Source organism: Phyllobacterium sp. UNC302MFCol5.2, from assembly GCF_000686005.1.
Lineage (GTDB): Bacteria > Pseudomonadota > Alphaproteobacteria > Rhizobiales > Rhizobiaceae > Phyllobacterium > Phyllobacterium pellucidum.
In genome coordinates this window covers 1398286-1420956 of sequence record NZ_JMLL01000010.1, presented here as the reverse complement: position 1 = coordinate 1420956, position 22671 = coordinate 1398286, and the positions used below count along the sequence as shown (strand labels likewise).

Here is a 22671-nt window from a genome sequence, read left to right as displayed (position 1 = left end):
TTCACGAAAGAACGTTAGAAAATCCCATGTCTGTAGCGCTTGACCTGACACATTCTGTTGCCCGGGATAAATCCCGTGACGCACGCCCGACCGCGGCAGCAGAAATGCCTTCGCTGATCGGTCTGACGCGCGCAGAAATCGGCGAGGCCCTTGTCGCCATCGGCGTCCCCGAGCGCCAGATCAAGATGCGCGTGGCGCAACTTTGGCACTGGCTCTATGTGCGCGGCGTTTCGGATTTTCCCGACATGCTCAACATTTCCCGCGATATGCGCGAGCTGCTTGCGCGCCATTTCACCATTGCCCGCCCCGAGATCGTCGAAGAACAGATTTCCAACGACGGCACGCGCAAATGGCTTTTTCGCTTTCCCCCGCGCGGTGCCGGACGGCCTGTCGAGATCGAGACGGTGTATATTCCGGAGGAAGGGCGAGGCACGTTGTGCATTTCGAGCCAGGTAGGCTGCACCCTCACCTGTTCCTTCTGCCATACCGGCACCCAGAAGCTCGTGCGCAACCTTACGGCTGAGGAAATCCTGGCGCAGTTGCTCATTGCCCGCGACCGCCTTGGCGATTTTCCCGATCGCAATACGCCTGACGGCGCGATTGTGCCGGCCGAGGGCCGCAAGGTATCCAACATCGTCATGATGGGCATGGGCGAGCCGCTCTATAATTTCGAGAATGTGAAGAAGGCCCTGCTGATCGCCTCCGACGGCGATGGGCTTTCGCTGTCGAAGCGTCGCATTACCCTTTCGACTTCCGGCGTCGTTCCTGAAATCTACCGCACCGGGGAAGAAATCGGTGTGATGCTGGCGATTTCCCTGCACGCGGTGAACGACGATCTTCGCGACATGCTGGTTCCGATCAACAAGAAGTATCCATTGAAGGAGCTTCTTGACGCATGCCGCGCCTATCCGAGCCTCTCCAATTCCAAGCGCATCACCTTCGAGTATGTGATGTTGAAGGGTGTCAACGATTCGCTCGATGACGCCAAGGAGTTGGTCCGCCTCCTGAAGGGCATTCCGGCCAAGATCAACCTTATTCCGTTCAACCCCTGGCCGGGCGTCAACTATCAGTGTTCCGATTGGGAACAGATCGAAAAGTTTGCCGATTACGTGAACAATGCGGGCTATGCCTCGCCGATCCGCACGCCGCGCGGCCGCGATATTCTTGCCGCCTGCGGTCAGCTCAAATCCGAATCGGAACGCATGAAAAAAACGGAACGCCTCGCCTTCGAAGCGGCGATGATCGCCGGGCATGGCGAAGATTGACCCAGCTTCTGCATTATCTCTTTCGCTTCGCCCTCGCCGTTTTTGGCTTCATCTGCGCAATCATTGCCGCGTCGATTTTCCTGAACATGCTGCTTCTCGGCAGTTCGGAGTGGATCGGCACGGAGGGGCCTTTTCTCTATACGACGGTGCCGGTCTTTGCGGTCGTGATCGGCTATAGCGTCTTCGTGCCGTCCGCAATGCTGATCCTGTACGCCGAGTTGACGGGCTGGCGCGATTGGTTGTTCTACGCTCTCGGCGGCGCTGCGACGGCGCTCTTCGTCATCGTCTGGAAATGGCGGCCGCAATCAGAGGATGTCAGCACATTTGCTGCGATCCTCGCCACCGGCGTTGTCGGCGGCGCTGTCTATTGGCTGGTTTCGGGGCGAACGGCGGGGCTTGGAGCACAGCGCGCTCCCCACCGCAATATCTAGCTATTTCGCTTGCGCCATCAGGATCTTCGCGGCAAAGGCCGAAAACACGCCAGCAAATAGCCAATCGGTAATGCGAGTGACCCGCGGGCTTTTCTTGAGCAGCATCGAGAACTTGTCGGCCGCGATAATCATCGGCGAAACCACAGGCAGCGCCATGGGGATGAAGAGCACGCCCAGGAAAAACAGCTTGCCGGGCGCGTGCGGATCACTGGCCGAGACGAACTGCGGCAGGAACGTCATGAAGAAGAGAATAATCTTGGGATTTAGCAGGTTGATACCAAATCCCGTCAGCCAATTCTGGAAGAGCGTGTGCGACTGGCCGATCTTCTTTTCGGGCGAGAAAGCCGAGCCATTGCGGATCGCCTGGAAGGCGAGCCAGACGAGGTAGCCGGCGCCGACGATCTTCAGCGCGAAGAACGCGGTTGGCGACGCGACGATCAGCGCCGAGAGGCCGATGGCGACCATTGTCGTATGGACGACGATGCCGGTGCTGGCGCCGGCAAGGCAGGCAAAGCCCGCTGCCTTCCCTTCCGACAGTGCCCGCCCCACGAAGAGGGTCATATCCGGACCCGGCGTGATGGATAATACGAAGGTCGCGATGGCAAATTGCAGAATTGTGGGCCAGTCTGGAATGAAATTCATAAGAGTACTCCGTCGAAGCGGGCGGAAATTAACGCGAAAGACCGATTTTGGCTATCAGATTTCAGCTGTCCCGACGACACGAACGAAAAAACCTTGCCATAACAAGGGCACGATAACTTCCTCATCACGCCGTAATGCCGTTGCAACATAAGCATTGCACAAGAGTGCTCGAATCATCGGCCGCCAGGGAAGCCATGGTCTACTACCGGACAACCTCAAAGCCATGTGGAACGGCCCAATACGGATTCGGCGCCTGGAGCGAAGCAACTTGCCTTGCAGGGCTCCTGATCCTCTGGATGGCGCTCGCCATCCTGTTCAACAGTGCCCCTGAGTTCGACAAAGACGTCTCATCGATTTTCTTTATCGCTCGTCAATGCGCCAATGGAGCCGCCGGTTCGATATGCGGCGATTTTCCCGCAAGTTCGGTCCACCTGCTGAAAACGCTCCGTCGTGTGTTCTACGCCCTCCCGATGGTCGGAGCGAGCGTCGTCGTCACAATCGCGCTACGCGATCTCGCTTCCGGACTTCGATGGAACCACGAGCGAATCCGCATCTCGACCGTGTCGCTGATTACGCTGGCGCTGGGACCCGGACTGCTGGTGAATGGATACTTGAAAGAGTTCGTCGGCAGGCCGCGCCCGGCAGATTCGCTGCTCTTTGGCGGCGACCTGCCTTTTGTTGCTGCCGCCGAATGGTCGAAGGCCTGCCTTCACAATTGTTCGTTTGTTTCCGGTGAAGCCGCCGGCATTGCATGGATCATCTGCCTGCTGCCGCTTTGGCCGCACCATCAGCGGCAGCGGGTTTTCTGGATCATGCTGGCGATCGTGATCACGACGGATATGCTGCGCGTTGCCTTTGGCCGGCACTATATTTCCGATGTCGTTTTGGGCTCCCTGTCGACGCTGGTCATCTTCTCGGCGGTTGCATGGGCGGGGGAGTTGTTGACGCGGAGGTTTTATCCAGGCGTCCGCCCCGCCTTGTAGGCTTCACATCTTTGTATTGGCGGGCATGATCGAAAGCGGCTATGTAGCCCGAACAAGAACAATAGGTGCCAAGAAGAACAATGCCTCAAGACACCATGACGGTTTCCGCGCAACCGGGTCCGTCGAACACAGCCACCTCCAGAACGAAGCTCGCAATATTTCTCGCTCTCGCCTTCATCATCGGCCTGCTTCCGCTCGGCTCAAGCCTGATCCTGCATTTTCCGGACGAACGCTACTACTCGAACGGCGCGGTCATCATGATGCAGAGTGGCGACTATCTGACGCCGCATACCGCCGAAGGTGACGTGCGTCTGAAGAAGCCGCCATTCACCTACTGGATGAGCCTGGCGGGAATGGAGATATTCGGCATCTCCGTTATTGGCTCGCGCTTCTTCTGGCTTGTCGGCGGGGCCGCTATCCTTCTCTCGACGTTTCAGTTCACCCGCATCCTGACGCGCAACGACCAGACGGCGCTGCTCGCCGCGGCCTTGCTGGCCGCCAATGGCGCGTTCCTGCGCGCCAGCTTTAATGCCATACCGGACCTGCCGCTGACCTTGTTCATGCTGCTTGGCTTCATCGGTTTCACTGGCCTCCTCTTCAAGGACGACCGCCAACGGACCTACGCCCTCCTGGCTTATGGCGGCACCGGATTTGCCGTTCTGACCAAGGGACTGCTGCCGCTTGCCATGGTTGCCTATGTCATCGCCTATGCGCTTGGCGTCGCCTCGGTACGCCCGCGCGCACGGCAGCTGTGGCAGCCATCCGTCGTTTTGCCCTCGATCGTCATCTTCGGCGCCTGGTTCGCCTATCAATCCTTCACGGCTTCGAGCGAACTTGCATCCGACTTCGTCGGCGACCAGCTTTCTGAAAAAGTCGCGATCGGGTTTGGCACCTTCGTCGATGGTTTGAGCAGCAATATTGCCGGGCTTTTTCTGCCCGTGCTTCTCTGGCTGGTCATGCTCCTCGTCGGGGCGAGGACAAGCGGCAAGCGCCCGAGCGTCCAGTCTCTCGGCGCGGCCGCACCGTTCATCGCCGGCTGGATCGTCACGGTTGCCATCATCTTCTCGCTCTCCCGCTATGCGTCGTATCGCTATATCATTCCCGTCATTCCGCTCCTTTGCGTTCTTCTTGCGGTAGCGCTTCAATCCGTCATGGACCAGCGGGCCGATAGTGTCCTTCGCGTCATCTTACGCATTTCGATGATTTTGATGGCGGGAGCGCTTGCCGTGATCTTGCTGCTGGGCCTGCTGCTCCTGCCGCCAGTCATTGTCGTCGCATTGGCAATCATTGCGGTTACTGGATTGGCCGGCCTGTGGCTCTACAGCAGGGGTGCAACCACCGAGCGGCTGGCAGCGTGCTTTGCGCTGCTTTTGCTCGGTGCCGCCTTCATCAGCACGCCGGTGCTGCGCGGATTGCTGCTGCCGGATATCGGTGCCGTCATCGCCGCCAAGGCGGGGCCGGTGCATCTACCGCAGGATCAGGTGCTGTTCATTGGCTCCCACCTCGACGCCGCCAAACTGCGCCTTTATATGGATCGGGAAGCGCCCTTCCCGCAGATGCGCCGCTTCCCCGAGGCCGGCATTGCACCCGGCATCAAGCTGGTGATGACCAACGAGCAGCCGGTGGCCGACAGGCTGAAATCGTTGGGCTTCAATGTCGAAGAAGTCGTTGGTGGCTGGCGGCGGGTCGAATGGCCACCGTTTTACGCGGCACTTCGGGCTCGCGACCTGATTGGCGCCCGAAACCAATATGGCCAGCGCGGATGGATTGCGACACGCCCATAGAATGCGTCGATTCACCATGGCGTGCTGCTTGCCAACATGGCGCTAACTGCTAAAAGACCGCAACGGAACGCGTGTGGTTCCCGGCATCAGGGATAGCAAAATGAACAAGTGGAAAGACGTCAAGAAAGTCGTGCTGGCCTATTCCGGCGGACTGGACACATCGATCATCTTGAAGTGGCTGCAGACCGAGCTCGGCGCCGAGGTCGTGACCTTCACAGCCGATCTTGGCCAGGGCGAAGAGCTGGAGCCGGCGCGCAAGAAGGCCGAGCTGCTCGGCATCAAGGAAATCTACATCGAGGACGTGCGCGAGGAATTCGTTCGCGATTTCGTCTTCCCGATGTTCCGCGCCAATGCAGTCTATGAAGGCGTCTACCTGCTCGGCACCTCGATCGCCCGCCCGCTGATTTCCCAACATCTCGTCGAGATCGCCGCCAAGACCGGCGCTGACGCGATCGCTCACGGCGCGACCGGCAAGGGCAATGATCAGGTTCGCTTCGAGCTTTCCGCCTACGCACTCAATCCCGACATCAAGGTTATCGCGCCCTGGCGCGACTGGACCTTCAAGTCGCGCACCGACCTTCTCGAATTTGCGCGTGAGCATCAGATTCCGATCGCCAAGGACAAGCTCGGCGAAGCGCCGTTCTCGGTCGACGCCAACCTTCTGCACTCCTCGTCCGAAGGAAAGGTGCTGGAGGATCCGTGGCAGGAAGCGCCGGAATATGTGCACCAGCGCACGATCTCCCCGATGGAAGCGCCGGACCGGGTAACCGAGATCGAGATCGCTTTCGAGAAGGGTGATGCCGTTGCCATCGACGGCAAGCCGCTTTCGCCGGCAACGCTGCTCAAGGCGCTCAATGACCTTGGGCGGGACAATGGCATTGGTCGGCTCGATCTCGTCGAGAACCGTTTCGTCGGCATGAAGTCACGCGGCGTCTATGAGACCCCCGGTGGCACCATTCTCCTTGCCGCACACCGGGCGATGGAATCGATCACGCTCGATCGTGGGGCGGCCCACCTCAAGGACGAGTTCATGCCGCGCTATGCCGAGCTCATTTACAACGGCTTCTGGTTCTCACCGGAGCGCGAAATGCTGCAGGCCATGATCGACAAGAGCCAGGACGACGTGGAAGGCACGGTCCGGCTCAAGCTCTACAAGGGCAATGTCATGGTGTCGGGCCGGAAATCGAAGAAGTCGCTCTACTCGGATGCGCTGGTTACCTTCGAAGACGATCGCGGTGCCTATGACCAAAAGGACGCGGCCGGTTTCATCCGCCTCAATGCACTGCGGCTGCGTACACTTGCCGCGCGCAAGCGCAGCAGCTGAGCCACAAGAGCTTGAAAAGCGGGACCCTTGGTTCCGCTTTTTACTTGGGATCTTATATGTTGGACTTCGCAGCTTGTGACGGCCGCGCGTCCGCCCTAAATGTTTAAAAGCCAAATTCCATACTTGATCAGGGAGCTCCCATGTCCACGCAGAAACCGGCCTTCAACCACGCGCTGACGAACTGGACCGGGCCACTTGGACTTCCCGATTTCACGGCATTCAACGACGACGATTTCGCCGCCGCCTTCGACGCGGCCCTTATCTCGGACCTTGCCGACATCGATGCGATCGTTACCCACCCCGAAGCGCCGACCATCGACAATACGCTGAAGGCACTGCAGCTTTCGGGCAAGGATCTCGATCATGTCTCGGCAATCTTCTGGCTCCGTGCAGGTGCCCACACCAATGATACGATCCAGGCTCTGGAGCGCGTGATCGCGCCCAAAATGTCTCGGCATGCTTCATCGATCATGATGAATCCGCATCTCTTTGCCCGTATCGATTCGCTCTACGAGCAGCGCGACCTGCTCGGACTCGACGCGGAAACTGACCGGGTTCTCGAAAAGACCTGGAAAGGCTTTGTACGCAGCGGCGCGAAGCTCGATGAACAAGGCAAGGCGCGGCTCGCCGACATCAACGAGCGGCTCGCAAGCCTTGGCGCGCAATTCGGCCAGAACGTGCTCAAGGACGAAGCCGACTGGGCCCTTTTCATCACCGATGAAGCGGAACTTGCCGGCCTGCCGGATTTCGTGCGCGACGCCATGCGAGGCGCTGCCGAGGAACGCGGCCGCAATGATGCATGGGCCGTGACGCTCTCGCGCTCGATTATCGAGCCCTTCCTGTCTTTCTCTGAGAATCGCAACTTGCGGGAGAAGGCGTTCCGCGCCTGGGCAGCACGCGGCGAGAACGGCGCCGAAACCGACAATACTGCGATTGTTGCTGAAATGGTGAAGTTGCGCGCCGAAAAGGCGGGGCTCCTCGGCTATAAAAGCTTTGCCGCCTATAAGCTCGACGACACCATGGCGAAAACGCCTAAGGCGGTGATGGATTTGCTCGAGCCGGTATGGGAAAAGGCCAAGGAACGGGCGGCGGAAGAGGAAGTGGACTTGCAGCGCCTCATTGCCGGGGAAGGCCGCAACCACAGGGTCGAGCCCTGGGACTGGCGCTACTATGCCGAGAAGCTGCGCAACGAACGCTTCGCCTTCGACGAAACCGAACTCAAGCCGTATCTCCAGCTTGAAAAGATTATCGAAGCCTGTTTCGACGTTGCGACCCGCCTCTTCGGCATTCGCTTCGCCGAAAAGACCGGGATTCCCACCTGGCATCCTGATGTACGTGTCTGGGAAGTGTTCAATCCCGATGGCAGCAAGCGTGGCCTTTTCCTTGGCGACTACTTCAATCGGCAGTCGAAGCGCTCGGGCGCCTGGATGAGCGCCCTGCAATCGCAGCATAAGCTCGACGGCGACCATGCGCCGATCATCTACAACGTCATGAATTTCGCCAAGCCGTCCAAGGGCGAGCCGGCGCTGCTTTCGCTCGATGGCGCCCGCACCCTGTTCCACGAATTTGGCCACGCCCTGCACGGGCTCTTGTCGGACGTGACCTGGCCGGCCGTATCGGGAACCTCGGTTTCACGCGACTTTGTCGAACTTCCCTCGCAGCTATATGAGCATTGGTTGACCGTACCCGCCATTCTCGAAAAATATGCCATCCACTACCGGACGGGCGAAGCGATGCCAAAGGCCTTGCTCGACAAGGTGCTCGCCGCCAATACCTTCAACGCCGGGTTCAACACGGTGGAGTTTACCTCATCGGCGCTGGTCGACATGGCATTCCACGCCGATGGCACGCCGCCGTCAGATCCGATCGAATTTGAAGCCGCCACATTGAAGCAGCTTGAGATGCCGGATGCGATCATCATGCGCCACCGCACGCCGCATTTCACCCATGTCTTCTCGGGCGACGGCTATTCGGCCGGATACTATTCCTACATGTGGTCTGAAGTACTCGATGCCGATGCCTTCAAGGCTTTCGAGGAAAGCGGCGACGTATTTAATTCCGAACTTGCGGAAAAGCTGAAGCAGTTCATCTACTCGGCCGGCGGCAGCCGCGACCCGGAGGAGCTTTACAAGGCGTTCCGAGGCAAGATGCCCACGCCCGATGCGATGATCGAAAAGCGTGGGCTTGCGTAAACGCTGATCAGTTAACCGAAAGACGCACGTCGAGATTGCTGCGCGTTGCCTCCGAATACGGGCAGACAATATGCGCAGCGTCGACGATCTCACGCGCCTCCGTTGCATCGACGCCGGGTATCGTAATGGCAAGCGCAACGTCGAGGCCAAAACCCTTGCCGTCCGCGCGCGGGCCAATGCCAACCGTCGCGGTTACAGCCGTTTCCTCCGAAATTTTAACCTTGCGCTGCGAAGCGACGAATTTGATCGCGCCAAGGAAGCACGCCGAATAGCCGGCGGCAAACAGCTGCTCCGGATTGGTGCCGCCGGCACCGTTGCCACCAAGCTCCTTCGGCGTTGAAAGCGTCACTTCGAGGCGTCCGTCTTCGCTCTTGGCACTGCCATCGCGTCCGCCGGTTGCCGTTGCCCTCGTGGTGTAGAGAATGCTCATCGTCGTTACCTCTGGTTGAATTCATTCGACACGCTTTAAATTGCACACAATTTAATTGTACGCAATAGGAATTTCAGATATAGATGATAAAAAATTAAATGATGCGCAATCGAAGCACGCCGATTAGATTGTGCTTGCACTAAGAGCAGGAGTTTCCAGAATGAAGAAAACAGCGCCAACTGCATCGGACTCGCTGCTCAAGCTCGACAATTTCCTGTGCTTCGCGATCTATTCGACTGCAAATGCCGTGACCCGCGCCTATCAGCCAAGGCTTTCCGCGCTCGGGCTTACCTACCCCCAATACCTCGTGATGGTCGTATTGTGGGAGGAGGAGAACCAGACCGTCAGCGCCATCGGTGACAGGCTCAACCTCGATTCAGGGACGCTGACGCCGCTGTTGAAGCGGCTCGAGGCAATGGACCTTATCACCCGTCGCCGCGGCACCGTGGACGAGCGTCAGGTGCTGATCAATCTGACAGACAGCGGGCGCAGCCTGCGTGCAAAGGCGGAAGCAGTGCCGCTCGCGATCGGCAAGGCCTTTGGCTGCACGCTCGAAGACGCCAAATCGCTGAGAACAGAGTTATTGGACATGCGCGACAATCTCATCGCGAGCATCGAGACAAGGGATCAGCCGGCATGAACACAAAGCACAGCACGCCGCTTGAGGTACGCGCATTGTTGTTCGACGTGCTGGGCACCGTCGTCGATTGGCGCAGCGGGATCGCGCGGCAGGTATCTTCTTTCCTCGAGCGTTGCGGCGTCGTTCACGTCGACGCAGCTGATTTCGCCGATACTTGGTCGCGCCTCTACGATCAGGCGACGGACGCGGTGCGCAGCGGCAAACGCCCCTTCGCGCGGCTGGACGTGCTGAATCGGGAAAATCTCGAAGCGGCGTTCAAAGCCGTCAGTATCGAGCCAAAGCTCTTGCCGAGCGCCGACCTCGACGAACTGAACCTCGCCTGGCATCGCCTCGACCCCTGGCCAGACTCGATCTCCGGCCTGACGCGATTGAAGTCGAAATTCATCATCGGGCCACTATCCGGTGGCAATACCAGCCTCCTTCTCGACATGGCAAAGCGGGCCGGACTGCCCTGGGACGTCGTCCTCGGATCGGATGTTGTTGAGGTCTACAAACCCGCGCCTGAGGCCTATCTGCGCACATGCGAATTCCTGGGGCTGCGACCTGATCAGGTATTGCTGGTTGCGGCTCACAATGACGACCTTGCCGGAGCGCGTCGTTGCGGAATGCGTACGGCCTTTATTCCAAGGCCAGCCGAGCACGGTCCGTCACAGACCACCGATCTGGCGCCTCTTGACGATTGGGACGTGATAGCCAGCGATCTCGTTGATCTGGCGGACAAGCTCGGCGCATAAAAAAGGGCGCGGTTGCCCGCGCCCTTGATTTCGAAAGTTCCCGTCCCTGTCAGGCTGCGATCTGCTTCGGCTGAATCAGTCCGCGCGCAACGAGCAGTTCGGCGATCTGGATTGTGTTGAGCGCCGCACCCTTGCGCAGATTGTCGGAAACGACCCAGAGTGACAGGCCATTTTCCACGGTGATGTCTTCGCGGATGCGCGAAATATAAGTGGCATCCTCGCCTGCGGCTTCGTACGGCGTGATATAGCCGCCATCCTCGGCGCGATCGATGACGAGGCATCCTGGCGCATCGCTCAGGATCTCGCGGGCTTCCTCAGCGCTCATCGGGCTTTCAAACTCGATATTGACCGCCTCGGAATGGCCGATGAACACCGGCACGCGCACGCAGGTCGCCGTCAGCTTGATCTTGGGGTCGAGCATCTTCTTGGTCTCCGCGACCATCTTCCACTCTTCCTTGGTGTAGCCATCCTCCATGAAGACGTCGATGTGGGGGATGACATTGAAGGCAATCCGCTTGGTGAACTTCTTGTTCGTCACCGGATCGGCCACGAAGACGGCACGTGACTGTTCGAACAGCTCGTCCATGCCCTCCTTGCCGGCGCCGGAAACCGACTGGTAGGTGGCAACGACGACGCGCTTGATCCTGGCCCTGTCATGCAGCGGCTTCAAGGCGACGACCAATTGCGCGGTCGAGCAATTGGGATTGGCAATGATGTTCTTCTTCGTGAAGCCGGCAATTGCGTCCGGATTCACTTCCGGCACGATCAGGGGCACGTTGGCGTCGTAGCGCCATGCCGAAGAGTTGTCGATGACGACGCAGCCCTGTGCGCCGATCTTCGGTGACCATTCCTTGGAAATATTGCCGCCCGCCGACATCAGGCAGATGTCGGTGTCAGAAAAATCGTAGGTGTCGAGCGCCTTCACCTTCAACGTCCGGTCACCGAAGGACACTTCCGTGCCCTGTGACCGCCGCGATGCGAGGGCAACGACTTCGCTTACCGGGAAGCCGCGCTCTTCGAGGATGGTAAGCATTTCGCGGCCCACATTGCCCGTGGCGCCAACAACCGCAACCTTGAAACTCATTTTAGCAATCTCCTGTCCCCTCTCTGCTCTTTGGAAAACCCGCTGGCCGTTGCGGGTCTCACCCCCGGGCCGGACCCGGGAGGGGGCGAGCAGGCCAAGGGAAATCAGACCGTTTTGGTGGTCGTTTTCGCAGTCTGTTTGGCCATGGTGGTGAGGACGGACGCGGGCACGCCAAGGCGTCCGGCGATCATGCCGGAACGGTTCATCAGGGCGAGAGCAATTGATTCGCTTGCCACGAGAGGCGTCTCCATATCCGTCTGTGCTTGTACGCACTTTCGTAAAAGAGTCAATCGCCCGCTCAAATGACAAGAATATGTCGTGTTCCACATGATTTTGGACAATTTACGTAAGGTGCGGGCTTTGCTTTCTTCAATATTTAGTCAACAATTTGCATGTGCATGAGGTGCATGACCTTTGGGGGGAGAAATTCCGGAGGACATTCACCGGCGCATGGTCAACACGAGCCAAGTGCATCGGGGGATATGATCATGCGCAGTGTCGACAGTGGAGAACACCGATTGGGGTTTGCTGTGGGTGTTCTTGGTTCAACTGCCGTTTTCTGGGAGGAATACAATGGCAACGACGTCTTTGGCCGACTCGTCCAGTCGGGGAATGACGCGGGAAGAGAAGAAGGTTATCTTCGCTTCCTCGCTCGGTACCGTCTTCGAATGGTACGACTTTTATCTTTATGGGTCCTTGGCAGCCTTCATCGGCGCGGCCTTCTTCAGCGAATATCCTGAAGCAACACGCAACATCTTCGCACTGCTCGCCTTTGCCGCAGGCTTTCTTGTCCGCCCGTTCGGCGCTCTGGTCTTCGGTCGCATCGGCGATCTCGTCGGCCGCAAATACACGTTCCTTGTGACAATCCTGATCATGGGCCTGTCGACCTTCCTCGTCGGTATCCTTCCAGGATCGGCGAGCTGGGGCATTGCAGCTCCGGTCATCCTGATCGCCCTGCGCATGCTGCAGGGATTGGCGCTTGGCGGTGAGTATGGTGGTGCTGCGACCTACGTCGCCGAACATGCACCGGACAATAAGCGCGGTTATTACACGAGCTGGATCCAGACCACGGCGACGCTGGGTCTCTTCCTCTCGCTCATCGTCATCCTCGTCATCCAGAATTGGCTCGGCAAGGAAGCGTTTGCGGCATGGGGCTGGCGCTTGCCGTTCATCCTGTCCTTTGTCCTTCTCGGCATTTCCGTCTGGATTCGGTTGTCCTTGAGCGAATCGCCTGCCTTCCAACGGATGAAAGAAGAGGGCAAAGGCTCCAAGGCCCCGCTTTCGGAGGCCTTTGGCCAATGGAAGAACGCCAAGATCGCGCTTCTGGCCCTCTTCGGTCTCACCGCAGGCCAGGCGGTCGTCTGGTATTCCGGTCAGTTCTACGCACTGTTCTTCCTGCAGAACGTGCTGAAGGTCGATGGGCAATCGGTCAATATCATGATCGCGATCGCCCTGTTGCTGGGTACGGGCTTCTTCGTCTTCTTCGGCTGGTTATCCGACAGGATCGGGCGCAAGCCCATCATCATGGCGGGTCTCGCACTGGCGATCATCACCTATTTCCCGTTGTTCCATGCGTTGACCTGGGCTGCAAACCCAGCGCTGGCGAAGGCACAGGAAACGGTGCGGGCAACCGTGACAGCGGCCCCCGGTGATTGTAACTTCCAGTTCAATCCCGTCGGAACCCGCAAGCCGGTCAGCTCGTGCGATATTGCCACCGACTTCCTGGCCAAGAGCTCGATACCTTATGACATCGTAGCGACCGCACCTGCAGGCACGCCCGCAACCGTGACGATCGGCAGCGAAACCGTCTCATCGTTCGACGGCGCGACTGCCGGCGCAGATGCTGCGGCGAAGACGGCGGCCTTCACCAAGGGCGTCAACACCGCCCTCCAGGACGGGGGCTATCCGCTGGTCCGCGACCCGGCCAAGGTTGCTGATTCAAAGCTCGATGCCTTTGTAGCGGCCAATCCGAAGCTAGCACTCGACGCTGCCGCCATTCGCGGCGGAACGAAAACCATGGTACCGGTGGCGCAGGCGGTAAAGGACAAGCTGATCACCGCTGACGAGGCGGCGGGTGCGACGGAAGTCGCGGTCTTCTCCGTTCCGGGCGCTGGGGCATTCAGAATGGTGGCTGATCCGGCGGCCGTCAATTGGCCAAAGGTTATCGGTATTCTGTTCATCCTCGTGCTCTACGTCACGATGGTTTACGGGCCAATTGCCGCGATCCTGGTCGAGATGTTCCCGACCCGCATCCGCTATACCGGCATGTCCCTACCCTACCACATCGGCAACGGCTGGTTCGGGGGCCTGTTGCCGGCAACGGTGTTCGCAATGAGCGCTGCCAAGGGCGATATCTACTATGGCCTCTGGTATCCGATCGTGATTGCGGCGATGACCCTCATCATCGGCCTGCTTTTCGTACGCGATACGAAAGGCACTGATCTTCATGCCGTAGAGTGATCCTGCATAAATAAGAAAGCCCGGCGCGATTCTGTCGCGCCGGGCTTTTTTTGTTGCTGCGATGCTCCTCAGGCCGCAAGGGCCTTGAACTTGGCGAGAATCGCATCGCCCATTTCGACGGTGCCGACCTTGGTCTTGCCTTCCGACATGATGTCGCCCGTACGGATGCCGTCATCGAGAACGCCGGCAATCGCAGCCTCCAGCCGATCGGCTTCGGCAATCATGTTGAACGAATAGCGCAGGCACATCGCAAACGAGGCGATCATCGCGATCGGATTGGCAGCGCCTGTACCGGCAATGTCCGGCGCAGAGCCGTGCACGGGCTCGTACAGCGCCTTGCGGCTGCCGGTCTTTGCATCGGGTGCGCCGAGCGACGCCGACGGCAGCATGCCGAGGGAACCCGTCAACATGGCTGCGATGTCGGACAGCATGTCGCCGAACAAATTGTCCGTGACGATGACGTCGAACTGCTTGGGCCAGCGCACGAGTTGCATGCCGCCGGCGTCAGCCAGCATGTGCTCCAGCTTGACGTCGGAATACTTGGCCTTGTGCGTCGCCGTGACGACCTCGTTCCAGAGCACACCCGACTTCATGACGTTGCGCTTTTCCATCGACGTCACCTTGTTGGCCCGGGTGCGCGCAAGCTCGAAGGCAACACCGGAAATGCGCTCGATCTCGTAGGTGTCATAAACCTGCGTATCGATGCCGCGCTTTTGACCGTTGCCGAGATCGCGAATCTCCTTCGGCTCGCCAAAATAGACGCCGCCGGTCAACTCGCGCACGATCAGGATGTCGAGGCCCTCGACCACGTCCTTCTTGAGCGACGAGGAGTCCGCAAGTGCCGGATAGCAGATGGCGGGGCGCAGATTGGCGAAAAGCTCCATGTCCTTGCGCAGGCGCAAAAGTCCGGCTTCCGGACGGACGTCGTAAGGTACGCTGTCCCACTTCGGTCCACCCACTGCGCCGAAGAGCACAGCATCGGCGGCCAGTGCCTTGGCCATGTCGGCTTCCGAAATCGCTGCACCATGCGCGTCATAGGCGCTGCCGCCGACGAGGCCTTCATCGAGCACGAACTCGCTGGCAAGTTCGGCATTCATGTAGGCAATGATCTTGCGAACCTCGGCCATTGCCTCGGGCCCAATGCCGTCACCTGGAAGAAGAAGAAGCTTTTTCGATGCCATCAGGGGAAAACCTCTAGAGCGGTTGAATGGAATGGCGGTTCCTTAGCGCAAGTTCGGCAAAAATGGAAAGCGTTGCGCGCAATTTTCTGAAACTTTGGCGGGTCTGCAAATGAAAAGGCCCGCCGAAGCGGGCCCGATAAGCAATCTTTAAAACACTCAAGCCCAAGGGCGCTTTTCCGCATTCGCGGTTTCGAACGTATCGATCTTGGACGCCTTCTCCATCGTCAAACCAATGTCGTCGAGGCCATTGAGCATGCAGTAGCGGCGGAACGCGTCGAGGTCGAAGTGGATCGTGCCGCCATCCGGTCCCTTGATCGTCATCTCCTCGAGATCGATCGAAAGCGTCGCATTGGCGCCGCGCTGCGCATCGTCCATCAATTTGTCGAGATCATCATGGCTGACGCGGATCGGCAAAATGCCGTTCTTGAAGCAGTTGTTGTAGAAGATATCGGCGAAGCTGGTCGAAATAACGCAGCGTATGCCAAAATCGAGCAGGGCCCACGGGGCATGCTCACGGCTCGAACCGCAGCCGAAATTGTCGCCTGCGACCAGAATCTGCGCCTTGCGATAGGCAGGCTTGTTAAGGACGAAGTCCGGATTCTCGCTGCCGTCTTCATTGTAGCGCATCTCGGCAAAAAGGCCCGTACCGAGACCGGTGCGCTTGATCGTCTTCAGGTAGTCCTTCGGGATGATCATGTCGGTGTCGACATTGACGATGGGCAGCGGAGCCGCAACGCCGGTGAGCTTGGTGAATTTGTCCATGGTGTCAGCCTGCAGAATTCCGGAAAGAGACGTATGGTTCGCTTTACACCAGCTTTGCAGCGAATCAAAGCGTTTCGCCTGTGGCACTTTGAGCGCTGCGCCGCTTCACGCAGGATTGCACTTGTCTTGATGCGGCGATCAAGGCACAAAACCGCCATGACGAAACCTTTTCGCCTGCGTCGCTCAGTTCTTTACGTTCCCGCATCGAATGCCAAGGCCCTTGCCAAGGTCGCTTCGCTGCAAGCGGATGCCGTCATATTCGACTTGGAGGACGCTGTGGCTCCGGAGGCGAAAGAGGCCGCACGAGAAAGTCTCCGTAACTATTTCCATGCCCAATCAGCAACCAGAGCGGAGCGGATCATCCGGATCAACGGGCTTGATACCGAATGGGGCGCCGAGGACCTTCTCGCCGCCCGCGCCTGTAGGCCCGACGCCATTCTCCTGCCTAAAGTTCAGACGCCGCAGGACGTGACCAACGTCGCCGAGGTTCTCGACGATACCGATGCTTCAGAAAACATCCGGTTATGGGCGATGATCGAGACGGCCCGCGGCATCCTCAACGTCGATGCAATCGCCGAGCTTGGACTGCGTTCGACCGCGCGTCTTGACTGTCTCGTCGTCGGCACCAACGACATAGCGAAAGAAACAGGAACTCGTCTGGAGAAGGGCCGCGCGTTTTTCGTTGCGTGGCTGATGCAGGTGCTGCTTTGCGCGAGGGCCGGCAAGCTGGATGTCATCGACGGTGTGTTCAATGACTTTGCTGACCTTGCGGGATACGCCGACGAATGCGCCCAGGCCGCAGCGATGGGCTTTGATGGCAAAAGTCTCGTTCACCCCACGCAGATCGAGCCCGCCAATGTGGCATTCCTTCCCGATGAACAAGCCTTAAGTGAAGCGCGTGCCATTGTCGCCGCCTTTGCGCAGCCGGAGAACGCCAACAAGGGTGTCATCTCGCTCGCCGGAAAAATGATCGAACGCCTGCATCTTGAAACTGCACAAAAGCTCGTGGCAAAGATGGAGGCTCTTGGCAGAAATTGAGCGAAGCCGGATCGGCTGGTTTCGCTTTGAACCTGGGAAAACACCATGAAACTTTATCGGCTTCTGACAGGCCCTGATGATGCGAGCTTCTGTCACAAGGTAACGGCCGCCATAAACAAGGGATGGCACATTTACGGATCGCCGACCTACGCCTTCAACTCGGCGACGGGGGTGATGCAATGCGGCCAGGCAGTCGTCAAGGATGTCGATGGCGTCGACTATGAGCCAGGTATCAAGCTCGGCGACTACTGAATTACTAGCGATAGCCGACGCGTTAATGCCTCATACTGAGCTTTTGACGTATCGGCCATCGCCTCTGCTCGTGTGGCGGGTTTGTCTTCAAACGGTATCGGACGATCAAACTGGCTGACCGTAAGGTCCCATCGCACGCCATTGATGATATTATAGAAGTGGGTGCCACCATAGGTCTGGGTCTTGAGGATCGCCCCGCCGAAGATATCTTGCGTCACAAGCGAGGTTACGCTGCATTGTCCCTTTGCAGGGTTCGCAGCCGTCCAGGATGATGAGCTTTCGCTGCTCCACGCCGATTTGAGCGCAGCATAAAGCTCATAGGGACTGGCAAACTTAGGCAAAGGGCGCTCCATCATTCCACAGCGGCTTCGATCCGTTCCATGTCTTCATCCGAAAGCCCGAAATGGTGGCCGATCTCGTGGATCAGGACATGGGTCACGATATCGCCCAGGGCCTCTTCATACTCCGCCCAATAGTCGAGGATCGCACGCCTGTAGAGGGTGATGCGATTTGTCTGCTGTCCGGTCTGCAGCGAGAAGCGTTCACCGATGCCCGTTCCCTCAAAAAGCCCAAGAAGATCAAACGGCGATTCCAGGCCCATATCTTCGACGATCTGGTCCTCGGGAAAATCCGAGATCTGAATGGTGATATCGCCGCAAAGGCTGCGGAAGGTTTCCGGCAGATGCGCATAAGCCTCGATCGCCAGCGATTCGATCTCGCCAAGCGAAGGTGACAATCGGTTACCCCAGTCGGCAGCTTGGTTGCTTCGGGCCATTACAACTCCATGATGACGTTCCGGCATCATATAGTGCGTTTCGCAACCATATGCGAGGTGTGTGGTTGCCAGCAGTCACGCGTGGGCTTTGGCGCCAAGCAGCAGCCGTTCCATACGCCTGAAGCTTTCAGCAAGCACGGTAGGGTCGCGAAGGCCATGGGCGAGCATAATGCCGCCCTGCCATTCGGTCACGGCGTTGCGTGCTATCGCAAGGGCAGTGGATGGCCGAATGCCCGAGCGCCCCAGCTCCCGGCCAATGAAACCGATGAGGAGGCTGAAGGCTTCGGCCGCCCGGCTCGCTGCCTCAGGTGAATCGCGGCGAAAATCGCGGATGCCCAACGCGATCGGGCAACCGTGCTCGACGCGGCTCTTGAGCGATTGGGCGAGTTTGTCGATCAGCAGTTGCAGACGGTGCCGGGGGTCCTGGTCCGAGGCGACGATCTGGGTGAGCATGTCTTCGGTCTCAGCTACGAAAATATCAGCGACGCTGCGCGCAAGATCGGTCTTAGTCTTGAAATAATAGTAGATATTGCCAAGCGGAATGCCGGAGCTGACCGCTATATCGGCGAGACTGGTCACGGTATAACCCTGGCGCCAGAACAGCCCCGCAGCCGTCGCAGTCAAAATTTCCCGTTTGTCGTTTTGCCTTGGCATCTGCGCTCGGTCAGTCATTCAACTGACTCGTATTATGGCGCAAAGCCGGCTGAAAGCCAATCGCTGGAACGATGAGACAATCAAGGAAGCCGCCTAATCCTCGATCGGCCGCGCTTCCGATGGAAGCATTATCGGAATGCCGTCACGAACCGGATAGGCAAGATGAGCGGACTTGGAAATCAGCTCGGAGTTCGCCTGATCGTAGGTCAGCGGACCCTTGGTCAAGGGACACACCAGCAGTTCCAGCAGTTTGACGTCGATGGGAGTATCGCGTTTCTCTTCGGCCATTGCGAGGTCCTCGTCCTATTGCAGGCTGCCTTCAAAGCCATCTTCATCCTTGGCGAGGGCTATTTCGGTGATGGCTATAAGCGTCTCTGCCCGGGTCTTGAGGTCGGCGGCTTCGAGCAGCGCCTGCTTTTCGGCCGCGCCGAACGGCGACATCATCGCCAATGCGTTGACAAGTGTCTCATTGCCGGCGCGGGCGATGCCGTCCCAATCCGCTTCCAGGCTGTTGGCGTCGAGATAGGCGCGGAAGACGCGCAGGAGCGCCGCGCGATCGACTTCCGACTCATCGGCTTCGTCGAGATCGGCACGCAAGGGTGCGATCTTGCATTGCCGGAAGGGCGCTCGCGTTCCAAGTTCCTTGACGATACGAAAACGGCAGATGCCTTGAAGCGTGATCAGCACGCGTCCGTCGCCCGTTTCAGCGAAGGAGGTGATTCGACCGAGGCAGCCGACTTCGCACAGCTCCGCTTCTTCACCCTCCTCCTGGTCAAAGCGCGGCTGAATCATGCCGATGATGCGCTTGCCGGAAAGCGCCGCATCTATCATCGCAAGGTAGCGCGGTTCGAAGATATTGAGCGGCAGTTGTCCGCCGGGTAGCAGCAATGCCCCCGACAGCGGAAAGATCGGCACGCTCTCCGGAATATCCTCCAGCGTCCGATAGCGCACGTTTCCTGCCTTCATCATTTTCTCCAAGCCGGATCGGACAAGTCGCGACCGACGGCTATAGTGCCTGATTTTCCTCAGGAAAACAGCAGTGATGACAATTTACGGCGCGCAGTGACGGAAGATGGATCGGTTGGGCCCCACGCGTCGAAAAACTGCAACAGCTGTTTGCGGGCGCCATCGTCGTTCCAGCCACGATCGGCCTTCATGATGGCGAGAAGATGATCGGCTGCCGCATCCCGCACGCCCTTCGCGTTCAGGATCATCGCAAGATCGAAGCGCGCCTGATAATCCTTGGGGTTTGCCTGAAGACTGGCTTCAAGCGCTACGGCATCACCGAGCGTCGCAACCTGCTCGGCAAGCGCAATCCTGGCCTCGGCGGTGCGCACACTCGCATCCTGCCGCTTGTCAGCGGGTACGAGATCCAGGCTCGCCCTCGCCTGCGCCACGTCGCCGAGTTCGACAAGGGCGGTTGCGAGTCCGGCGAGAGCTGCAACGTGATCCGGCACCTCGCCGAGGATGGCGGAATAGATTTGGGCTGCCTCCTCAAAATGGCCTGTCTCCGTCGCCTCGGTTGCGGCATCAAGCGCCGATTGAATAGCGGCGTCCCTGCCGCCATCCGGCGAAGCGATACGGTTGATGAACTCGGTGACTTTGGACTCTGGCAGGGCCCCCATAAAACCATCGACCGGCTTGCCGTCGGCAAAGGCGATAACAGCCGGGATGGATTGAATGCCAAGCTGCCCGGCGATAGCCGGATGATCGTCGATATTCATCTTGACGAGTTTCACCCGTCCGCCGGCGGTCTGCACGGCCTTTTCAAGTATCGGCGTCAACTGCTTGCAGGGCCCGCACCACGGCGCCCAGAAGTCGACCAGAACCGGCTGTTGCTTTGATTCGGCAATCACGTCTTTGGAGAAAGCTGCCGTTGTCGTGTCCTTGATCAAATCAGCGGCGGCCGCCGTACCGTTCGGCGCACTTGCGCCGAACGACACGCTTGTTGCGCCGGTGGTGGGAGCGCCATAGCTGCTGCCAAACGGGTTGTCAGTGTTGCTCATCAATTTCTCCCGTTATCCGTCAGGTGTTCGCAAAAGCTTGAAGACACCAGCTATCAGTTTGGGACCGATCCGTCTATTTTCAAGATCAGCGGATCATGTCCGGTCGCCTTGAGGAACGTCAAGAGATCATCGCGGCCGATGGAAGTCGTAGCATCATTGCTGAGGGGATGTGCGTTGATAGTGTCGTGCTGCATGAGCCCCTCGTCGAGGACCACTCTCACTTGATGCTGACCATCATTGATCACGCCAAAAACGCTCACCGCACCCGGAACGAGGCCAAGATATTCGAGCAGTTTTTCCGGCTTGCCAAAGGAAACACGGCTCGCCGCGCCAATCTTGTTGTGGATGGTTTTCAGGTCGACCTCGGCCTCCTCGTCGACCGTCACCAGGAAGAAGTTGTCCTTCTTGTCCTTGAGAAAGAGATTTTTCGTATGTGCTCCCGGTATCTGACCGCGAAGATCCTGGGCTTCGCCCACCGTGAAGACCGGCGCATGGCGAATCGTCGATATTTCGATGTTGAGTTCGTCCAGAAACTGCAGCAGCTCGTCGAAAGTTTTGGGCATGACAACGTTCTCAAGGGGTTTAGCGGGGCTTCTGCGTTGTAGATAATGGCTCGGTGAAGCGGCCTCAAGCGAAAAGCCCAGTCAGATCAGGGTGTTTTGCCGATTTTTCGCTATATCGTTCAGAAGTTGAAAAAACCCTGTTGCAATTAGCCAGCGCTTGGGCCATATAGGCCCCGCTTCGCAAGACAGACTGGCGCATGCGGGAGTAGCTCAGGGGTAGAGCACAACCTTGCCAAGGTTGGGGTCGTGGGTTCGAATCCCATTTCCCGCTCCAGTTGTCTCAATAATTTGAAGCACTTAAGCAAAGGCGTCCTCCGGGGCGCCTTCTTGCTATTTGGCCCCGCCGATCCAACGGTGATCGCCGCTTCATCCCACCGTGCATTGCAATCTCCAGCCAAAGCGGTAAATCCTAGGATCATGGCACAGAAGAAAGCGCACGAGGTCGATTCGTTCCTGAGAAGGCTCGATCGAGCCTATCCCATCATTCTCATCTATGGGCCCGATAAGGGGCTCGTCACCGAACGCGCAGCCGCATTCATCAGGCTTACGGCCCTTCCCCCGGATGACCCCTTTGCCGTAATCCGGCTCGATGCGGATGCGGTTCAGGCAGAGCCCGGAAAACTATCCGACGAAGCCAATACCATCTCCATGTTTGGCGGTGAGCGGCTGATCTGGGTGCGAAATGCCTCCGGCCAGAAGGGCCTCGCTGATGCAGTCGCTCGTCTTGCAAAAAACCCTCCGCAAGCGACCTTCATTCTCATCGAAGCCGGCGACCTGAAGAAGGGCGCCGGCCTGCGTGGCATCGTCGAACAAAGCGCCAGCGCCATGGCCTTGCCCTGTTACAGCGACGATGCGCGCAGCCTCGATGGGACGATTGATGAGATGATGACGCGCTATCGACTACAGATCAGCCTTGATGCCCGTAACCTCCTCAAGGAGAGCCTCGGCGGCGACCGGCTGGCGACGCGCGGTGAACTTGAAAAAATCTGCCTCTATGCGCACGGGAGCGAGCGCATCACCATAGATGACGTGCGGGACATCATTGGCGATGTCAGCGCCGTGTCCCATGAAGCGATTATCGACGCTATCATGGTGGGCAATCTTGCCGATTTTACCCACGCCTTTGACCGGGTAATTGGCACGGGCTCATCGAGCTTTCTCATCTTGAGCACCGCGATTCGCCAGTTTCAGTCGTTACAAACGTTACGTTACGGCATGGAAACGGAGGGCAAAAATGCGGGATCGACCGTTGCGACGGCCAAGCCGCCCGTATTTTTTGCGCGCAAAAAGCTCGTGGAGACGGCATTGCAGCGTTGGTCAACCCTGACGTGTGCCCGCGCCATCGAGCGCTTGCAGAAAACCGTTCTCGAAAGTCGGCGCAATGCGGATCTGGCTGTGCCAATTATCCGCCAGTCGCTCATTGCGCTGGCGGCGGAAGCGGCGCGGGCCGGACGGCCCGGCCGTTAACGGG

At 58.6% G+C, this 22671-nt stretch carries 25 protein-coding genes and 1 tRNA gene; 13 read left to right on the top strand and 13 right to left on the bottom strand.

Annotated features, from left to right (window positions below):
* Nucleotides 1-26: 26 nt before the first annotated feature.
* Nucleotides 27-1265 carry a 23S rRNA (adenine(2503)-C(2))-methyltransferase RlmN gene (rlmN, locus tag BR48_RS0108835; RefSeq protein ID WP_027230965.1) on the top strand — a complete coding sequence of 413 codons (1239 nt, stop codon included), beginning with the start codon at nt 27-29 and terminating at the stop codon, nt 1263-1265.
* Nucleotides 1262-1696, top strand: coding sequence for a hypothetical protein (locus tag BR48_RS24165; protein WP_051614703.1), 435 nt, complete (start codon nt 1262-1264; stop codon nt 1694-1696). Before rlmN ends, BR48_RS24165 begins: the two co-directional genes overlap by 4 nt.
* Here BR48_RS24165 and BR48_RS0108825 read toward each other — a convergent pair whose 3' ends face one another.
* Nucleotides 1697-2338 (bottom strand): LysE family translocator, encoded by a 642-nt coding sequence (locus BR48_RS0108825; RefSeq protein WP_027230964.1) that lies wholly within the window; start codon nt 2336-2338, stop codon nt 1697-1699.
* A 164-nt stretch (nt 2339-2502) separates the two neighbouring features.
* Between BR48_RS0108825 and BR48_RS24160 the strand changes: the two genes are divergently transcribed.
* The 4 genes from BR48_RS24160 to BR48_RS0108805 all read left to right on the top strand — a co-directional run bounded on the left by BR48_RS24160 (nt 2503) and on the right by BR48_RS0108805 (nt 8621).
* On the top strand, nt 2503-3321 hold the full coding sequence (locus tag BR48_RS24160) for a phosphatase PAP2 family protein (RefSeq protein ID WP_175492317.1): 819 nt from the start codon (nt 2503-2505) through the stop codon (nt 3319-3321).
* An 80-nt stretch (nt 3322-3401) separates the two neighbouring features.
* The gene (locus BR48_RS0108815; protein ID WP_081815800.1) at nt 3402-5105 is read left to right on the top strand and encodes a phospholipid carrier-dependent glycosyltransferase; all 1704 of its coding nucleotides are present in this window, start codon (nt 3402-3404) and stop codon (nt 5103-5105) included.
* Between the two features lie 100 nt (nt 5106-5205).
* Nucleotides 5206-6429, top strand: a complete 1224-nt coding sequence (locus BR48_RS0108810) for an argininosuccinate synthase (RefSeq protein ID WP_027230962.1) — start codon at nt 5206-5208, stop codon at nt 6427-6429.
* 140 nt (nt 6430-6569) lie between these two features.
* Entirely contained in the window at nt 6570-8621 is a 2052-nt protein-coding gene (locus tag BR48_RS0108805; RefSeq protein ID WP_027230961.1) for a M3 family metallopeptidase, read from the top strand.
* 7 nt (nt 8622-8628) lie between these two features.
* Here the strand turns inward: BR48_RS0108805 and BR48_RS0108800 are convergent, their stop codons facing one another.
* Nucleotides 8629-9051 (bottom strand): organic hydroperoxide resistance protein, encoded by a 423-nt coding sequence (locus BR48_RS0108800; protein ID WP_027230960.1) that lies wholly within the window; start codon nt 9049-9051, stop codon nt 8629-8631.
* 160 nt (nt 9052-9211) lie between these two features.
* On the opposite strand from BR48_RS0108800, the gene BR48_RS0108795 reads away from it, so the two are divergent.
* Nucleotides 9212-9691 carry a MarR family transcriptional regulator gene (locus BR48_RS0108795; protein ID WP_027230959.1) on the top strand — a complete coding sequence of 160 codons (480 nt, stop codon included), beginning with the start codon at nt 9212-9214 and terminating at the stop codon, nt 9689-9691.
* The gene (locus BR48_RS0108790; protein ID WP_036813577.1) at nt 9688-10425 is read left to right on the top strand and encodes a haloacid dehalogenase type II; all 738 of its coding nucleotides are present in this window, start codon (nt 9688-9690) and stop codon (nt 10423-10425) included. The genes BR48_RS0108795 and BR48_RS0108790 overlap by 4 nt, the downstream gene beginning before the upstream one ends.
* A gap of 49 nt (nt 10426-10474) precedes the next feature.
* Here BR48_RS0108790 and BR48_RS0108785 read toward each other — a convergent pair whose 3' ends face one another.
* Together BR48_RS0108785 and BR48_RS26775 are read right to left on the bottom strand one after the other, a co-directional pair.
* Nucleotides 10475-11509, bottom strand: a complete 1035-nt coding sequence (locus BR48_RS0108785; protein WP_027230957.1) for an aspartate-semialdehyde dehydrogenase — start codon at nt 11507-11509, stop codon at nt 10475-10477.
* Nucleotides 11510-11613: 104 nt separating this feature from the next.
* Nucleotides 11614-11745 carry a hypothetical protein gene (locus BR48_RS26775; RefSeq protein WP_255695232.1) on the bottom strand — a complete coding sequence of 44 codons (132 nt, stop codon included), beginning with the start codon at nt 11743-11745 and terminating at the stop codon, nt 11614-11616.
* A gap of 337 nt (nt 11746-12082) precedes the next feature.
* Between BR48_RS26775 and BR48_RS0108775 the strand changes: the two genes are divergently transcribed.
* Nucleotides 12083-13969 carry an MFS transporter gene (locus BR48_RS0108775; RefSeq protein WP_027230956.1) on the top strand — a complete coding sequence of 629 codons (1887 nt, stop codon included), beginning with the start codon at nt 12083-12085 and terminating at the stop codon, nt 13967-13969.
* Nucleotides 13970-14037: 68 nt separating this feature from the next.
* Here BR48_RS0108775 and leuB read toward each other — a convergent pair whose 3' ends face one another.
* Entirely contained in the window at nt 14038-15150 is a 1113-nt protein-coding gene (leuB, locus tag BR48_RS0108770) for a 3-isopropylmalate dehydrogenase (RefSeq protein ID WP_027230955.1), read from the bottom strand.
* A gap of 156 nt (nt 15151-15306) precedes the next feature.
* Nucleotides 15307-15912 carry a 3-isopropylmalate dehydratase small subunit gene (leuD, locus tag BR48_RS0108760; RefSeq protein WP_027230954.1) on the bottom strand — a complete coding sequence of 202 codons (606 nt, stop codon included), beginning with the start codon at nt 15910-15912 and terminating at the stop codon, nt 15307-15309.
* A gap of 156 nt (nt 15913-16068) precedes the next feature.
* On the opposite strand from leuD, the gene BR48_RS0108755 reads away from it, so the two are divergent.
* Both BR48_RS0108755 and BR48_RS0108750 read left to right on the top strand, forming a co-directional pair.
* Complete coding sequence (locus BR48_RS0108755) at nt 16069-16950, top strand: CoA ester lyase (RefSeq protein WP_027230953.1); 882 nt, start codon at nt 16069-16071, stop codon at nt 16948-16950.
* A 45-nt stretch (nt 16951-16995) separates the two neighbouring features.
* Entirely contained in the window at nt 16996-17202 is a 207-nt protein-coding gene (locus BR48_RS0108750; RefSeq protein ID WP_027230952.1) for a DUF1737 domain-containing protein, read from the top strand.
* On the opposite strand, the gene BR48_RS0108745 is transcribed toward BR48_RS0108750, so the two are convergent.
* The 7 genes from BR48_RS0108745 to BR48_RS0108715 form a co-directional block, all read right to left on the bottom strand.
* A complete protein-coding gene (locus BR48_RS0108745; RefSeq protein ID WP_027230951.1) occupies nt 17196-17543 on the bottom strand; it encodes a hypothetical protein in 348 nt (115 codons plus the stop codon). The two genes, BR48_RS0108750 and BR48_RS0108745, sit on opposite strands and share 7 nt — an antisense overlap.
* An 11-nt stretch (nt 17544-17554) precedes the next feature.
* On the bottom strand, nt 17555-17977 hold the full coding sequence (locus BR48_RS0108740; RefSeq protein WP_027230950.1) for a metallopeptidase family protein: 423 nt from the start codon (nt 17975-17977) through the stop codon (nt 17555-17557).
* Between the two features lie 75 nt (nt 17978-18052).
* The gene (locus tag BR48_RS0108735; RefSeq protein WP_036813574.1) at nt 18053-18649 is read right to left on the bottom strand and encodes a TetR/AcrR family transcriptional regulator; all 597 of its coding nucleotides are present in this window, start codon (nt 18647-18649) and stop codon (nt 18053-18055) included.
* 75 nt (nt 18650-18724) lie between these two features.
* The gene (locus BR48_RS0108730) at nt 18725-18919 is read right to left on the bottom strand and encodes a Trm112 family protein (protein WP_027230948.1); all 195 of its coding nucleotides are present in this window, start codon (nt 18917-18919) and stop codon (nt 18725-18727) included.
* Nucleotides 18920-18934: 15 nt separating this feature from the next.
* On the bottom strand, nt 18935-19597 hold the full coding sequence (locus BR48_RS0108725) for an LON peptidase substrate-binding domain-containing protein (protein ID WP_027230947.1): 663 nt from the start codon (nt 19595-19597) through the stop codon (nt 18935-18937).
* Nucleotides 19598-19656: 59 nt separating this feature from the next.
* Nucleotides 19657-20637: a thioredoxin gene (gene trxA / locus BR48_RS0108720; RefSeq protein ID WP_027230946.1), complete on the bottom strand. Its 981-nt coding sequence runs from the start codon at nt 20635-20637 to the stop codon at nt 19657-19659.
* 53 nt (nt 20638-20690) lie between these two features.
* Nucleotides 20691-21200 (bottom strand): prolyl-tRNA synthetase associated domain-containing protein, encoded by a 510-nt coding sequence (locus BR48_RS0108715; RefSeq protein WP_027230945.1) that lies wholly within the window; start codon nt 21198-21200, stop codon nt 20691-20693.
* Nucleotides 21201-21399: 199 nt separating this feature from the next.
* Here BR48_RS0108715 and BR48_RS0108710 point away from each other — a divergent pair.
* Both BR48_RS0108710 and holA read left to right on the top strand, forming a co-directional pair.
* A tRNA-Gly gene (locus tag BR48_RS0108710) sits at nt 21400-21474 on the top strand.
* A 143-nt stretch (nt 21475-21617) separates the two neighbouring features.
* The gene (gene holA / locus BR48_RS0108705) at nt 21618-22667 is read left to right on the top strand and encodes a DNA polymerase III subunit delta (protein WP_027230944.1); all 1050 of its coding nucleotides are present in this window, start codon (nt 21618-21620) and stop codon (nt 22665-22667) included.
* Nucleotides 22668-22671: the final 4 nt, after the last annotated feature.

Coding starts and splice junctions, on each gene's coding strand:
- BR48_RS0108815 (WP_081815800.1), top strand. CDS start 3,402: ATGCCTCAAGACACCATGACGGTTTCCGCGCAACCGGGTCCGTCGAAC.
- BR48_RS0108715 (WP_027230945.1), bottom strand. CDS start 21,200: ATGCCCAAAACTTTCGACGAGCTGCTGCAGTTTCTGGACGAACTCAAC.
- BR48_RS0108775 (WP_027230956.1), top strand. CDS start 12,083: ATGGCAACGACGTCTTTGGCCGACTCGTCCAGTCGGGGAATGACGCGG.
- rlmN (WP_027230965.1), top strand. CDS start 27: ATGTCTGTAGCGCTTGACCTGACACATTCTGTTGCCCGGGATAAATCC.
- BR48_RS0108810 (WP_027230962.1), top strand. CDS start 5,206: ATGAACAAGTGGAAAGACGTCAAGAAAGTCGTGCTGGCCTATTCCGGC.
- holA (WP_027230944.1), top strand. CDS start 21,618: ATGGCACAGAAGAAAGCGCACGAGGTCGATTCGTTCCTGAGAAGGCTC.
- BR48_RS0108800 (WP_027230960.1), bottom strand. CDS start 9,051: ATGAGCATTCTCTACACCACGAGGGCAACGGCAACCGGCGGACGCGAT.
- leuD (WP_027230954.1), bottom strand. CDS start 15,912: ATGGACAAATTCACCAAGCTCACCGGCGTTGCGGCTCCGCTGCCCATC.
- BR48_RS0108790 (WP_036813577.1), top strand. CDS start 9,688: ATGAACACAAAGCACAGCACGCCGCTTGAGGTACGCGCATTGTTGTTC.
- BR48_RS0108825 (WP_027230964.1), bottom strand. CDS start 2,338: ATGAATTTCATTCCAGACTGGCCCACAATTCTGCAATTTGCCATCGCG.
- BR48_RS0108725 (WP_027230947.1), bottom strand. CDS start 19,597: ATGAAGGCAGGAAACGTGCGCTATCGGACGCTGGAGGATATTCCGGAG.
- BR48_RS0108750 (WP_027230952.1), top strand. CDS start 16,996: ATGAAACTTTATCGGCTTCTGACAGGCCCTGATGATGCGAGCTTCTGT.
- leuB (WP_027230955.1), bottom strand. CDS start 15,150: ATGGCATCGAAAAAGCTTCTTCTTCTTCCAGGTGACGGCATTGGGCCC.
- BR48_RS0108785 (WP_027230957.1), bottom strand. CDS start 11,509: ATGAGTTTCAAGGTTGCGGTTGTTGGCGCCACGGGCAATGTGGGCCGC.
- BR48_RS0108740 (WP_027230950.1), bottom strand. CDS start 17,977: ATGGCCCGAAGCAACCAAGCTGCCGACTGGGGTAACCGATTGTCACCT.
- BR48_RS0108805 (WP_027230961.1), top strand. CDS start 6,570: ATGTCCACGCAGAAACCGGCCTTCAACCACGCGCTGACGAACTGGACC.
- BR48_RS0108795 (WP_027230959.1), top strand. CDS start 9,212: ATGAAGAAAACAGCGCCAACTGCATCGGACTCGCTGCTCAAGCTCGAC.
- BR48_RS0108735 (WP_036813574.1), bottom strand. CDS start 18,649: ATGACTGACCGAGCGCAGATGCCAAGGCAAAACGACAAACGGGAAATT.
- trxA (WP_027230946.1), bottom strand. CDS start 20,637: ATGAGCAACACTGACAACCCGTTTGGCAGCAGCTATGGCGCTCCCACC.
- BR48_RS0108755 (WP_027230953.1), top strand. CDS start 16,069: ATGACGAAACCTTTTCGCCTGCGTCGCTCAGTTCTTTACGTTCCCGCA.
- BR48_RS0108730 (WP_027230948.1), bottom strand. CDS start 18,919: ATGGCCGAAGAGAAACGCGATACTCCCATCGACGTCAAACTGCTGGAA.